This window comes from Rhizobium sp. 01L419 (genome assembly GCF_056400025.1).
Map to the genome: position 1 here is coordinate 414,318 of NZ_JBFTSM010000002.1, position 12,472 is coordinate 426,789.

Annotated in this window: 12 protein-coding genes; 9 read left to right on the plus strand and 3 right to left on the minus strand. The window is 58.1% G+C overall.

All coding sequences use genetic code 11. The annotated features are described in order from the left end of the window. Positions 1–28 precede the first annotated feature (28 nt). A complete protein-coding gene (locus AC1DUP_RS05760; protein WP_113310564.1) occupies positions 29–1,294 on the minus strand; it encodes an ABC transporter substrate-binding protein in 1,266 nt (421 codons plus the stop codon). Positions 1,295–1,593: 299 nt separating this feature from the next. Here AC1DUP_RS05760 and AC1DUP_RS05765 point away from each other — a divergent pair, with 299 nt between their 5' ends. The 3 genes from AC1DUP_RS05765 to panB all read left to right on the plus strand — a co-directional run bounded on the left by AC1DUP_RS05765 (position 1,594) and on the right by panB (position 4,569). Continuing rightward, positions 1,594–2,619, plus strand: coding sequence for a LacI family DNA-binding transcriptional regulator (locus AC1DUP_RS05765; RefSeq protein ID WP_113300417.1), 1,026 nt, complete (start codon positions 1,594–1,596; stop codon positions 2,617–2,619). Positions 2,620–2,875: 256 nt separating this feature from the next. After that, on the plus strand, positions 2,876–3,751 hold the full coding sequence (gene panC, locus AC1DUP_RS05770) for a pantoate--beta-alanine ligase (protein WP_113310565.1): 876 nt from the start codon (positions 2,876–2,878) through the stop codon (positions 3,749–3,751). After that, positions 3,748–4,569 carry a 3-methyl-2-oxobutanoate hydroxymethyltransferase gene (panB, locus tag AC1DUP_RS05775; protein WP_115037592.1) on the plus strand — a complete coding sequence of 274 codons (822 nt, stop codon included), beginning with the start codon at positions 3,748–3,750 and terminating at the stop codon, positions 4,567–4,569. Before panC ends, panB begins: the two co-directional genes overlap by 4 nt. Before the next feature lie 69 nt (positions 4,570–4,638). On the opposite strand, the gene AC1DUP_RS05780 is transcribed toward panB, so the two are convergent. Continuing rightward, positions 4,639–5,430: a phenylalanine 4-monooxygenase gene (locus AC1DUP_RS05780; RefSeq protein WP_113310567.1), complete on the minus strand. Its 792-nt coding sequence runs from the start codon at positions 5,428–5,430 to the stop codon at positions 4,639–4,641. A gap of 123 nt (positions 5,431–5,553) precedes the next feature. Between AC1DUP_RS05780 and AC1DUP_RS05785 the strand changes: the two genes are divergently transcribed. Next, entirely contained in the window at positions 5,554–6,015 is a 462-nt protein-coding gene (locus tag AC1DUP_RS05785; RefSeq protein ID WP_113300413.1) for an Lrp/AsnC family transcriptional regulator, read from the plus strand. Between the two features lie 14 nt (positions 6,016–6,029). On the opposite strand, the gene AC1DUP_RS05790 is transcribed toward AC1DUP_RS05785, so the two are convergent. Continuing rightward, positions 6,030–6,530, minus strand: coding sequence for an Lrp/AsnC family transcriptional regulator (locus tag AC1DUP_RS05790; protein WP_113310568.1), 501 nt, complete (start codon positions 6,528–6,530; stop codon positions 6,030–6,032). 128 nt (positions 6,531–6,658) lie between these two features. On the opposite strand from AC1DUP_RS05790, the gene hppD reads away from it, so the two are divergent. From hppD to AC1DUP_RS05815, 5 genes are all read left to right on the plus strand, one after another. After that, entirely contained in the window at positions 6,659–7,768 is a 1,110-nt protein-coding gene (gene hppD, locus AC1DUP_RS05795; protein WP_113310569.1) for a 4-hydroxyphenylpyruvate dioxygenase, read from the plus strand. Positions 7,769–7,835: 67 nt separating this feature from the next. After that, positions 7,836–9,197, plus strand: coding sequence for a homogentisate 1,2-dioxygenase (gene hmgA / locus AC1DUP_RS05800; protein ID WP_477832247.1), 1,362 nt, complete (start codon positions 7,836–7,838; stop codon positions 9,195–9,197). Between the two features lie 49 nt (positions 9,198–9,246). Next, the gene (locus AC1DUP_RS05805) at positions 9,247–10,272 is read left to right on the plus strand and encodes a fumarylacetoacetate hydrolase family protein (RefSeq protein ID WP_113310571.1); all 1,026 of its coding nucleotides are present in this window, start codon (positions 9,247–9,249) and stop codon (positions 10,270–10,272) included. Then, positions 10,269–10,901 (plus strand): maleylacetoacetate isomerase, encoded by a 633-nt coding sequence (gene maiA / locus AC1DUP_RS05810; RefSeq protein ID WP_113310572.1) that lies wholly within the window; start codon positions 10,269–10,271, stop codon positions 10,899–10,901. The genes AC1DUP_RS05805 and maiA overlap by 4 nt, the downstream gene beginning before the upstream one ends. A gap of 203 nt (positions 10,902–11,104) precedes the next feature. Then, positions 11,105–12,388 carry a cystathionine gamma-synthase family protein gene (locus AC1DUP_RS05815; protein WP_113310573.1) on the plus strand — a complete coding sequence of 428 codons (1,284 nt, stop codon included), beginning with the start codon at positions 11,105–11,107 and terminating at the stop codon, positions 12,386–12,388. Positions 12,389–12,472 lie beyond the last annotated feature (84 nt).

The following is a 12,472-nucleotide window of genomic DNA, read 5'->3' on the forward strand; positions in this document are numbered from 1 at the left end:
GAAGGTCCGCCGCTGCCGTATCGGTCTTTCACCAGGCGCCGCCCTCAAGCGTCGTCAGATCGGCTTCAAGAAGCTCGAGGTTTTCTTCCGCAGAGCCGCTACCGGAGAGCGTGTTGTGCACGGCGGTCCAGAACTTCGCGGAAACCTCGTTGTATTTGACCTTCGCAACAGCCGACGGGCGCGGCACTGCATTTTCGAAGATCGGCTTCCAGTTCGGCATGAAAGGCTGCGCAGCAGCAATGTCCTTGTCGTCATAGAGCGCCGACAGCGTCGGCAGGTTGGAAAGCTCGATGGCGCGCTGCTTCTGGCTATCCTTCGAGGTCAGGAACTTGACGAGTTCGATCGCTGCATCGGGGCTCTTCGAATATTTCGACACGGCGAGATTCCAGCCCCCGAGCGCCGAAGAAGGCTTGTCGCCTTCGGCGGCAACCGGAAGGGTCGTCACGTCGAACTTGCCCTTGACCGGACTGTCAGGGCCGTTTCCAAGCGCATAGGCATAGGGCCAGTTGCGCATGAAGACCGCGTTGCCTGTCTGCCAGACACCACGGGATTCTTCTTCCTGATAGGCAAGCACACCGCTCGGTGAAATCGTGCCGATCCAGCCCTTGGCGCGATCGAGAGCTGCCGCAGCCTTTTCGTTGTTGATGGAAATCGTGCCATCGGTCTCGATGATCTGGCCGCCACCCGAGGACTTGACCCATTCCAGCGCATTGCAGGTCAGGCCTTCATAGGCATTGCCCTGGAAGACGTAACCCCAGAGATCCTTCTGGCCGGCGGCGCGCTCCTTCTCCTGGATTTCCTTGGCGGTTGCCTCCATCTCGTCCCAGGTTTTCGGCGGCTGCTTGCCGTATTTCTCAAGCAGATCCTTGCGATAGAAGAGCGCCGGAGCGTCCGTATAAAGCGGCATTGCAACCAGGCGGCCGTTCACGGTTTGCGATGCGACGATTGCCGGGAAGAAGTCGCCGACGACATCCTTGGTGGCATCCTTCAGATCGACGAACTGGTCGGCCAACTGTGGGGCCCAGATAACATCCGTCTGGTAGACATCGACATCAGTGTTGCCGGCTGCAAGCCAGAGACGATACTGCGAAAACTGCTCCGTCGACGAGGACGGCATGGTGACGATCTTGACCTTATTGCCAGTCGTCTTCTCGAAAACATCGAGCTGCTTGCGGAACAGATCGAGGTTCTTGCCGGTGGAACTCGCCGAGATGCTGATCTCGGCGGCATAGGACGATACGGTCGCGCCAATGAGCGCGGCCGCAACCGCGGCCGCTGTAAAGCAAAACTTCATTTTCTCCTCCCAAGGACCAAATTGAAATCGATTTGGCTGCAAAAAACTGTCAGAAGGCGGATATCATGTCAAGAGAGGGGCTCGATCGACGGTTTTGATTGTGTATAGATGCAGAATACTGTTTGAAATCAATGCGTATCCTCAATATTGCGATTTCTTTGATTTCGGGTTGCGTGACAAGAGGGCAATTAAAATTGAAATCGATTTGAGGAGATATAGTCGACGGCGTAGAATGTGGAAATTGCGCCGCCGATGGTATAGATCCCCGGCAGCGCAGGCGATGAAAGTCAATTCGGTCTATGAAACTCAAAGAGTTCGCAAAACAACTTGGACTGTCCCCAACGACCGTCAGCCGTGCGCTCAGTGGCTATCCCGAGGTGAGCGAAGTGACGCGCGCCCGTGTCGTTCAGGAAGCGGTGCGAATGGGCTATCGGCCGAACGTCAATGCGGTAAGGCTGAAAACCGGGCGGGTCGGTGCCATTGGCGTTGTCATGGGGCGAGCAGGCGAGTTCCATTTCGCGGAATTCATGGCCGGCATGGCGGAGCGTCTTGTCACGGAAGACACCGACATTCTGGTCATTCCGATGGCTAATCCCGAATATGATGCCGAGATGCAACTTTATAGGCGGCTGGCGGAAAGCCAGCGGGTGGATGCGATCATCGTTCACTCGCCTCGACCCAATGACCAGCGCATCGCGCTACTGAACGAGCTGGGAATGCCGTTTCTCGTTCATGGCCGGTCTGACATCGACGTGCCGCACCCGTGGCTCGATATCGACAATGAAGGGGCCGTGTGTCGTGCGACCTCGCATCTGATCGATCTTGGTCATACCAGGATTGCGATGATCAATGGCCGCCAGGGAGCGACCTATGCGCTGCATCGCGACATCGGCTATCGCCGCGCGCTGCAGCGCCACGGGATCGAAGTCGATCCGCAATTAATTGCCAACGGCAATTTCACCGACGAGCTCGGTTTTCGCTTTGCACGGTCATTTCTCGAACAACCGAAGCCGCCTACCGCGTTTGTAGCCGGGTCCATGATGACGGCGCTCGGCATTTACCGAGCCGCGCGTTCGCTCGGCCTTCAGATCGGCAGCGATGTCTCGGTTATCGCTCACGATGACGTTTTTCCCTATTTGACGGCCGACAATATGGTCCCGTCGCTATCGGCGACCCGCTCGTCGATGCGCGCCGCAGGCACGCGGTGCGCCGATCTTGTGCTGCAGCTTTTGGCCGGGCGTTCGCCACTGGAAATTCACGAGCTTTGGCCGGTTGAGCTTATCTTGCGCGAGTCAACAGGGCCGGTACGGGCGCTCCAGACTTAACATTTGTGCAACCATACGAACGGCAGGCGGCAGAGGAGCTTGAGCAGTTCTGTCGGGCCCGGCGAGACAGGCCCACGCCGTCTTGCGCCAGCTTTGGCGCAGTTGCGAGAAATCCCTCTCATTGTGCCCGGCGTGCAAGAGCAGGTGCTAAGAAAACCGCTCTTATCTAATCGTTTTTATCTACAGGGGGCATTGACGCGCGACCCCGCTTGCATTCTGTATCCGCCCCCAACGTGACCGTCGCCGGGGAGGGCACATGCAGGTCCTATCGAGCATTGAGGCGATGCGCGCAGCACTTGCTGAAGCAAAGGCGAAAGGCGGGCCGGTCGGCTTCGTGCCAACGATGGGTTATCTCCATGCCGGACATATGGAACTTGTCGCGCGAGCCCGCGCCGAAAACGAAATCGTCGTTGCCTCGATCTTCGTCAATCCACTGCAGTTCGGCCCGGCGGAGGATCTGACCCGATACCCGCGTGATCTCGAACGCGACAAAACGATGCTGGAAAAAGCAGGCGTTGACATTCTCTTTGTGCCAGGCGTCGAGGATATGTACCCACGCCCGATGAAAACCGTGGTTGATGTGCCGGAGCTTGGATGCGAGCTCGAAGGCGCCGTTCGACCAGGGCATTTCGCCGGCGTGGCCACTGTCGTCAGCAAGCTCTTCAATATCGTCCAGCCGAAGCACGCCTATTTCGGCGAGAAGGATTACCAACAGGTCGTTATCATCAAACGGATGGTAGACGATCTGGCTCTGCCGGTGCGCGTCGTTTCCGTGCCGACAGTCCGGGATATGGATGGGCTCGCGCTGTCTTCTCGCAACGTCTATCTCAATGAGGAAGAAAGGCGCGCAGCGGTCATCGTCCCTCGCGCGTTGGACGAAGCGGAGCGCCTTGTCGCTCAGGGCCTCACTGACCCGCAGGTCCTAGAAGCGAAGCTTGCCGGCTTCATCAGCCGTGAGCCTCTGGCAAAGCCGGAAGTCGTCGCTGTGAGGGACGCCTCGACATTGCAGAATGTCGCGAAAATCGAGGTCCCGGTGGTGATCGCATTGTTCGTCCGGATCGGCACGACCAGGCTTCTCGACAACCGGGTGATTGTGAAAAAGGCTACGTCTGGACCAGGAGATGCGCAATGAGTACAGCGAACTCCACGAAGCGCCTGACGCCCACGCGAATCCGGGCGATGAAGGGTGGAACGCCGATCGTATGCCTGACGGCTTACACGACGCCGATGGCGCGGCTGCTCGATGAACACTGCGATCTCCTGCTCGTCGGAGATTCGCTCGGCATGGTTCTCTATGGACTGGACAGCACCGTCGCGGTGACGCTCGACATGATGGTCGCGCACGGCAAGGCGGTCATGCGCGGGGTCACCAAATCCTGTGTCGTCGTCGACATGCCCTTCGGCAGTTACCAGGAATCCAAAGAACTGGCCTATCGCAATGCCGTGCGCATTCTACAGGAAACCGGCTGCGACGCGGTCAAGCTTGAGGGTGGCGAGGAGATGGCCGATACAATCGCCTTCCTCACTGCCCGTGGTGTTCCAGTTCTTGGCCACATCGGCTTGATGCCGCAGCAGGTTCATACCGCAGGTGGATACCGATCCGTGGGCCATTCCGACGAAGAAGTCGCGACGATCCGGCGTGACGCGGAGGCCGTCTGCAACTCGGGAGCCTTTGCGGTCGTCATCGAGGGCACGGTTGAGACATTTGCCCGCGAGGTGACGAGCGCTATCCCTGTTCCAACGATTGGAATCGGTGCGTCGGCCGCCTGCGACGGCCAGATCCTGGTTTCGGACGATATGCTCGGACTGTTCAACGACTTCACACCGCGCTTCGTCAAACGGTACGACGAGCTTGGAAAGAGGATCGGGGCGGCGGCGGCCGCCTATGCTGGCGAGGTTCGCTCCCGCGCATTTCCCACGCAAGACCATACATTCAAGCGCCGGCCGTAGTTCGGGTGGCTTTGCCAAGCCTGAATAGCCTGTCAGCTCGATTGTCGCGGCCGTCATGCCATGAGCGATTCACGACGCTTTGGCTTCGAAAGTGGGGGCGAAATCACCCAGCGATTTTGCCTTGAGGATCATGCCTTCGATATCCTGCTCCACGATCGCTTCAAGATCGGTGAAGCTGTCGATGACGTAGTAGATCGGCTGGAGGATATCGATCCGGTACGGAGTCCTCAGCACGCTCAGCAGATCGAACGGCCGAAATTCACACGTCTTGCCTTCCATTGTCGCCTTTGCTTCGCTTGGCGAAGAGACGATCCCTGCGCCGAAGCAGCGGCGGCCCTTTGGTGTGTTGATCAGACCGAATTCGACAGTAAACCAGAAGATGCGGAACAAATGCCAGGAATAGCCCTTACCGAGGCGGACGGCAGTTTCACCGAAATGCCGTACGAAATTGGCATAGCTCTGGTTGGTGAGCATTGGGCAGTGGCCGAAAACCTCATGGAACAGGTCGGGTTCCTCGATATAGTCGATATGCTCGCGACGGCGGAGGAATGTTGCGAGCGGGAATTTGCCTTGCGACAAAAGTTCATAAAAACGCGAGGGCGGAATGAGCGCCGGCACGCCTTCAACCCCGAAGCCGGTGGTTTCGTTCAGACGTCTGTTCACATCGAGAAGCTGAGGCACCTTGTCGGGTTTCAGTCCCAGCATTTCGACGCCATCAAGATATTCGCGGCAGGCCATCTCGGCGAGAAGCTTCATCTGACGCCGGTAGAGCTCACCCCAGATCGCATCTTCATCAGGCATGTAGTCATATAAACCGTCCGGGCCGGGCAGTTTGGCGGTGTAGCTGCTTTCCTTGGTCATAGGCTGATCCTCCCAGGCACGGCGCTATTCCTGCCATTATGATCCAGGTTTGGAGGATTTTCTTTTCTTTCATGCTGGCTATTGGCATAGTGATGGAAAATCTTGCCGAATGTGACGCCAAGAATGAAAGAACCTGGGAATTTTCACCGCAAGCTTCTGCAGCTCGTCCAGGCTGACGGCACTCTTTCGCTGGCAGACCTGGCTGAAAAGGCCGGCATGTCACAAAGCTCGGCCTGGCGAAAGATCCAGGAACTGGAAGCCGACGGCGTCATCCGCAAGCGTGTGACACTGCTCGATCCTGGAAAACTCGATCTCAAGCTCTGCGTCATCGCTCATGTAACGCTGGAGGATCATCACGAAGAGGCGGTAGCGTCTTTCGCTTCGGTGGTGTTGGAGCGGCCGGAGATCATGGAATGCTACGCCTTATCAGGCGCTTTCGATTACATGCTGAAGATAAGGGTGAGGGACGTGGAAAGCTACGAAGCCTTCATGACCCGCTACCTCATGCGCAACCCGCATGTGCGCACGGTCGTATCGAGCTTTGTGCTGCGGGAGCTGAAATTCTCGACCGAACTGCCGCTTTGACACTTGGTGCCAGTTCATCGCGCGCTGTCCCCATGCCAGCTACCCGGCATGTGTATCGGAAAGCCTTGGAATGTCTTCAATGTGTCGAGCACGATCGACGTCTTCACGTGCTGCACAGACTCATGTGGCAGCAGAACGTCGTTGACGAATTTGGAGAGATCCGCGAGCCCGCGGGTCGCGACCTTCAGGTGATAGTCCATTTCACCGGTCAGCGCGTAGGCTTCGAGAACTTCCGGCAGTCCGTTGATCAGTTGCGAGAATCTGCGGGCATTGTCCCTGTTGTGGGTGGCAAGCGTCACGGATATGACCACCAGCATATCCAGACCCAGCTTCTGCTGATCCAGATAGGCCCGGTAGCTGCGAATATATCCCTCGGACTCCAGTCTTGTTCGCCGGCGCGAGCATTGCGAGGGTGAAAGCGCAATCCGCTCCCCCAACTCATTGTTCGTCAACCGGCCGTCCTTTTGAAGTTCCTGCAGCAGACGTAAATCCAATTTATCGAGCTGTTCATCCATTGCGCAAAATCCCGAAAATCCTCACAGATCGTGCACAATATCTTCTCGGAGCATAAAAAATGCAAGAACTTTGCATGCGTTTTGGGCCACACTTTGCATAAGCAAAGTCCAGTTCCCAGGAGGAGAAAATGGGCCCTTTTCCGCATGATGCGCCGCCCTCGGAAATTACCGCCGACAACCCGGCCGGCACCGACGGCTTCGAGTTCGTTGAATTCGCCCATCCTGAACCCGACAAGCTGCGCGAACTCTTCACACGCATGGGCTACGTCCCAGTCGCCAGGCACAAGACGAAAGACATCACCGTCTGGCGCCAGGGGGACATCAACTATATCCTGAACGCCGAAGCCGGCAGTCATGCCGCTCGTTTCGTCGCAGCCCATGGTCCCTGCGCCCCGTCGATGGCATGGCGCGTCGTCGACGCCAGACACGCCTTCGATCACGCAGTGTCGAAAGGCGCCATCCCGTATGAAGGGCCTGACAAGGCGCTCGATGTCCCGGCGATCGTCGGCATTGGTGGCTCGCTGCTGTATTTCATCGAAACCTATGGTGCGAAGGGATCGGCCTACGATGCCGAGTTCGATTGGCTTGGCGAGTCCAACCCACATCCCCAGGGGATCGGTTTCTATTATCTCGACCATCTCACCCACAACGTTTTCCGCGGCAATATGGACAAGTGGTGGGATTTTTACCGCAATCTGTTCAATTTCAAGCAGATCCACTTCTTCGATATCGATGGACGCATCACCGGTCTGGTAAGCCGCGCCATCACGTCGCCCTGCGGCAAGATCCGCATTCCGCTGAATGAATCGAAGGATGACACCAGCCAGATCGAAGAATATCTGAAGAAGTACAGAGGCGAGGGCATCCAGCATATCGCCGTTGGAACGGAGGATATCTACGAGGCAACTGACAGGCTTGCCGATAACAGTCTGCGTTTCATGCCGGGACCGCCGGAAACCTATTACGACATGTCCTATGAACGCGTGAACGGCCATAGCGAACCTGTCGAACGCATGAAGAAGCACGGCATCCTCATCGATGGCGAAGGCGTGCTGAATGGCGGCATGACGAAAATCCTGCTGCAGATCTTCTCCAAGACCGTCATTGGCCCGATCTTCTTCGAATTCATCCAGCGCAAGGGCGATGAGGGCTTCGGCGAAGGCAATTTCCGTGCTCTCTTCGAGTCGATCGAGGCCGATCAGATCAAGCGTGGTGTTATCGGTACTGCGGCGGAGTAAACTCTCGGGGTCAGCTCGCGCGTCTGAAGACGCGCGGTGCCTCAGAGTTTCCGGGGAGGAGTTGAGCATGGACCAGACATCGATCCAGCCGTCAGACGGCGAAGCCACGACGGCAAACAGACTGAAGTATATGCCGGGCTTCGGCAATGACTTCGAGACGGAGTCACTCCCGGGCGCTCTTCCACAAGGCCAGAACAGCCCCCAGAAATGCAACTATGGTCTCTACGCGGAGCAGCTTTCCGGTTCACCGTTCACCGCCCCGCGCGGGACGAACGAAAGGTCCTGGCTCTATCGCATCCGCCCGAGCGTGCGTCACGCGAGCCGCTTCTCAAACGCTTCCTATCCGCACTGGAAGACTGCACCTTGTCTGGACGAGCATTCGCTTCCCCTGGGACAGCTTCGCTGGAATCCCGTTCCCGCACCCACCGAGAAGCTGACGTTTCTTCAGGGTGTACGAACAATGACGACGGCAGGCGATGTCACGACCCAGGTGGGCATGTCAGCCCATGCTTACGTCTTCAATGAAGACATGATCGACGATTACTTCTTCAACGCCGATGGCGAACTGCTGATCGTGCCGCAGCTCGGCGCCGTCAGGGTGTTCACCGAAATGGGCATCATGGACGTGGAGCCCCTGGAAATATGCCTCATCCCCCGCGGCATGATGTTCAAGGTCCTGCGCAACGGCGAGCAGACCGTCTGGCGCGGATATATATGCGAGAACTACGGCGCGAAATTCACGCTGCCGGATCGCGGACCGATCGGCGCGAACTGTCTGGCGAACCCGCGCGACTTCAAGACTCCTGTCGCCGCTTTCGAGGACAAGGAAAGGCCTTGTCGCGTTCATGTGAAGTGGTGCGGCAAATTCTATGTCACGGATATCGGCCACTCGCCCCTCGATGTGGTGGCCTGGCACGGCAACTACGCCCCCTTCAAATACGATTTGCGGACGTTTGCTCCCGTTGGCGCGATCCGCTTTGATCATCCCGATCCGTCGATTTTTTCGGTGCTGACTGCGCCCACCGAAGATGCGGGCACGGCGAATGTCGATTTCGTGATCTTTCCGCCCCGCTGGCTGGTCGCCGAGCACACTTTCCGCCCGCCCTGGTACCACCGTAACATCATGAGCGAGTTCATGGGCCTGATCCATGGCCAGTATGACGCCAAGGAGGAGGGCTTTGTCCCCGGCGGCATGAGCCTGCATAACATGATGCTTGCCCACGGGCCGGACGCGCTCGCCTTCGAAAAGGCATCCAATACCGAGCTCAAACCGGTGAAGCTGGATGACACCATGGCTTTCATGTTCGAGACCCGGTACCCCCAGCAATTGACGAAATACGCAGCTGAGCTTGAAACGCTGCAGGACAACTACCTGGAGTGCTGGGACGGCCTGGAACGCAAGTTCGACGGGACCCCCGGTATCAAGTGATGGCATCAGGTGAAGATCGCCCAAGCATCCTCTGACACGGGAATGGGACATGAAACTTGCGACGTTGAAAGACTCCACGAGAGACGGCCGGCTCGTCATCGTTTCCCGCGACCTTACCCGTTGTTCCGAAGTCGGTCACATTGCCCGCACATTGCAGGCGGCTCTTGATGACTGGGAGCACGTTGCTCCGCGACTCGCGCAGATTGCCGAAGGTATCGAGACAGGAGCCCAGCCGACGATCCGCTTTCGCGAACACGACGCCGCATCGCCCTTGCCGCGGGCATATCAATGGGCCGACGGTTCGGCTTATCTCAACCATGTTGAACTGGTCCGCAGGGCGCGGGGTGCCGAGATGCCGGCGAGCTTCTGGACCGATCCGCTGATGTATCAAGGTGGTTCGGACGGGTTCCTCGGGCCGCGAGACCCGATCGTGGTGGCTGACGAAGCTTATGGGATCGACCTGGAGGGCGAAATTGCCATCATCGCCGGCGACGTTGCCATGGGTTCTGGTCCGGAAGCTGCGCGCGATGCCATCCGTCTGGTAATGCTCACCAACGACGTGTCCCTGCGCGGTCTCATACCGGACGAGCTGACCAAGGGATTTGGTTTCTTCCAGTCCAAGCCGGCATCGGCATTTTCTCCGGTCGCGGTGACGCCGGACGAGCTCGGAGAGGCGTGGGATGGCGGCAAGCTGTGCCTGCCGCTGCTTGTGAGCGTGAACGGCAAGGCATTCGGCAAGGCGAACGCCGGCGTCGACATGACGTTTGATTTTGGCCAACTCATCGCCCATGCCGCCAGAACCCGCAATCTGGTGGCTGGAACGATTATCGGTTCGGGAACGGTTTCCAACAAGCTCGACGGCGGAGCAGGCAAGCCCATCGAAGACGGAGGGGACGGCTACTCATGCATCGCCGAGATACGGATGATTGAGACGATCAAAACCGGGTCGCCGAAGACTCCATTCATGCAGTTCGGGGACCAGGTTCGCATCGAGATGAAGGATGATGCCGGCCATTCGATCTTTGGGGCGATCGAGCAGACGGTAGAAAAATATAAGGAGGCTGGCCCGCGATGAACGAGGTCGTTCTTTACGACTACTGGAGGTCATCGGCGAGCTATCGCGTCCGTATCGCGCTCAATCTCTTGGCGATCGACTACAAAACAGTGTCCATCAACTTGTTGGAGGGAGCGCACAAGAAGCCGGAATATCTGACGCTCAACCCGCAGGGGTTCGTGCCGACATTGGTGATTGACGGGAAAACTCTGACCCAGTCGCTGGCAATCATCGAGTATCTGGCCGAGCTTCGGCCGGAATGCGGATTACTGCCATCGGATATTGCCGATCGCCAGAAAGTGCGCGCCTTCGCATACGCGGTCGCCATGGACATACATCCGATATGCAACACGCATGTCGTGGCGCATCTCATGACCGTAACGGACAAGACCGGCGCCCGCGAGGAATGGATGACGCATTTCATCACGGATGGCCTGCGCAAGCTCGAAGCCATGATTGACGGAGCCGATGGAGAGTTCAGCTTCGGCGATACACCGACGATGGCGGACCTATGTCTTGTTCCCCAGGTCTACAATGCCCGCCGCTGGGGAGTGGACGTAACTGACTTCACGCGCATCACCGATATTGATGGCAAGTGCTCCAGACTGCCAGCTTTTCAGGCCGCCCACCCCGACAGCGTGAAACCTTAGCGCTTTGCCGAGATGCCTGCGCGAGCTGACGTTGATCATCCTTCGAAGAAATTGCGGTATCGCAACTCCACCAGCCAGCCAGCCTATTCAGCAAATTTGCCTGGCCATCTGCAAAGGGTGTTCCTCTGCCGCCGCAGCGCTCCAGATATTAGTGAGGCGCGGGCACATTGATGCCGGAAGCCGCTAATTGAGGGAGACGTTTCATGACTGCACCGCATCCTCCAAGAACCCATATCGGCAATCATCCCCTGCATCCGGAAACCCAGATGCTGAACTACGGCTATGATCCCGAACTCTCCGAAGGCGCGGTCAAGCCGCCTGTCTTCCTGACGTCCACGTTCGTTTTCAACTCCGCCGAAGACGGTCGCGATTTCTTCGATTACGTTTCGGGTCGGAAGGAGCCGCCGGAAGGTAAGGGCGCGGGCCTTGTCTATTCGCGCTTCAATCATCCAAACAGCGAGATCATCGAAGATCGTCTGGCGGTCTACGAGCAAGCCGAGAGCGGCGCGGTGTTTTCATCGGGAATGTCCGCCATCGCGACGGTCCTGCTTGCCTTCGTCCGTCCGGGAGATGCCATCCTCCACTCACAGCCGCTCTATGGCGGGACGGAAACATTACTTGCCAAGACCTTCCTCAATTTTGGCGTTTCCGCCGTCGGTTTTGCCGATGGCGTCAGCGAAGTCTCGGTAAGGGCCGCGGCCGAGGAAGCAATGGCCAAGGGTAATGTCTCAGTCATCCTGGTCGAGACGCCCGCAAACCCGACCAATAGCCTTGTCGACATCGCAATGATCCGGCGGATTGCCGATGCGATTGGTCAGAAGCAGGGCCATGCGCCTATTGTCGCCTGCGATAACACGCTGCTCGGCCCGGTTTTCCAGCGCCCGATCGAGCATGGCGCAGACATTTCCCTCTATTCCCTGACCAAATATGTCGGCGGCCATTCCGATCTGATTGCCGGGGCGGCACTCGGCAACCGGGCGCTCATGAAGCAGGTGAAGGCGCTTCGCGGCGCAATCGGCACCCAACTCGATCCGCATTCATGCTGGATGCTCGGGCGTTCACTCGAAACGCTGCAGATCCGCATGGAGCGGGCCAACAGCAATGCGAAGGCGGTGGCGGATTTCCTCAGGCAGCATCCCAAGGTCGAGACGATCCACTACCTGCCATACAGCGATCCCGATTCCGCCGTCGGCAGAACATTCGCGGCCCAGTGCAGCGGCGCCGGTTCGACATTTTCCTTCGATATCATGGGCGGCCAACCGGCCTCGTTCCGGTTCCTGAACACGTTGAAAATCTTCAAGCTCGCCGTCAGCCTCGGCGGAACGGAATCCCTGGCATCGCATCCGGCGACGATGACGCATTCCGGCGTGCCTGCCGAGGTGCGCCAGCGTATCGGTGTCCTTGATGCAACGATCAGGCTGTCGATCGGCATCGAACATCCAGACGACCTTATTGCCGATCTCACCCTGGCGCTCGATGCGGCTTAAATCGCCGTATCGAGAGCGCCGAGCCCGATATCGGTCGGCTGAGGTGCTCGGAATTTGAGGGTAGATGATGCGTCCAACGCCATC

Bases quoted from the DNA above. Each gene is read 5' to 3' on its own strand.
- AC1DUP_RS05760 (WP_113310564.1), bottom strand. From the start codon at position 1,294: ATGAAGTTTTGCTTTACAGCGGCCGCGGTTGCGGCCGCGCTCATTGGC.
- AC1DUP_RS05765 (WP_113300417.1), top strand. From the start codon at position 1,594: ATGAAACTCAAAGAGTTCGCAAAACAACTTGGACTGTCCCCAACGACC.
- panC (WP_113310565.1), top strand. From the start codon at position 2,876: ATGCAGGTCCTATCGAGCATTGAGGCGATGCGCGCAGCACTTGCTGAA.
- panB (WP_115037592.1), top strand. From the start codon at position 3,748: ATGAGTACAGCGAACTCCACGAAGCGCCTGACGCCCACGCGAATCCGG.
- AC1DUP_RS05780 (WP_113310567.1), bottom strand. From the start codon at position 5,430: ATGACCAAGGAAAGCAGCTACACCGCCAAACTGCCCGGCCCGGACGGT.
- AC1DUP_RS05785 (WP_113300413.1), top strand. From the start codon at position 5,554: ATGAAAGAACCTGGGAATTTTCACCGCAAGCTTCTGCAGCTCGTCCAG.
- AC1DUP_RS05790 (WP_113310568.1), bottom strand. From the start codon at position 6,530: ATGGATGAACAGCTCGATAAATTGGATTTACGTCTGCTGCAGGAACTT.
- hppD (WP_113310569.1), top strand. From the start codon at position 6,659: ATGGGCCCTTTTCCGCATGATGCGCCGCCCTCGGAAATTACCGCCGAC.
- hmgA (WP_477832247.1), top strand. From the start codon at position 7,836: ATGGACCAGACATCGATCCAGCCGTCAGACGGCGAAGCCACGACGGCA.
- AC1DUP_RS05805 (WP_113310571.1), top strand. From the start codon at position 9,247: ATGAAACTTGCGACGTTGAAAGACTCCACGAGAGACGGCCGGCTCGTC.
- maiA (WP_113310572.1), top strand. From the start codon at position 10,269: ATGAACGAGGTCGTTCTTTACGACTACTGGAGGTCATCGGCGAGCTAT.
- AC1DUP_RS05815 (WP_113310573.1), top strand. From the start codon at position 11,105: ATGACTGCACCGCATCCTCCAAGAACCCATATCGGCAATCATCCCCTG.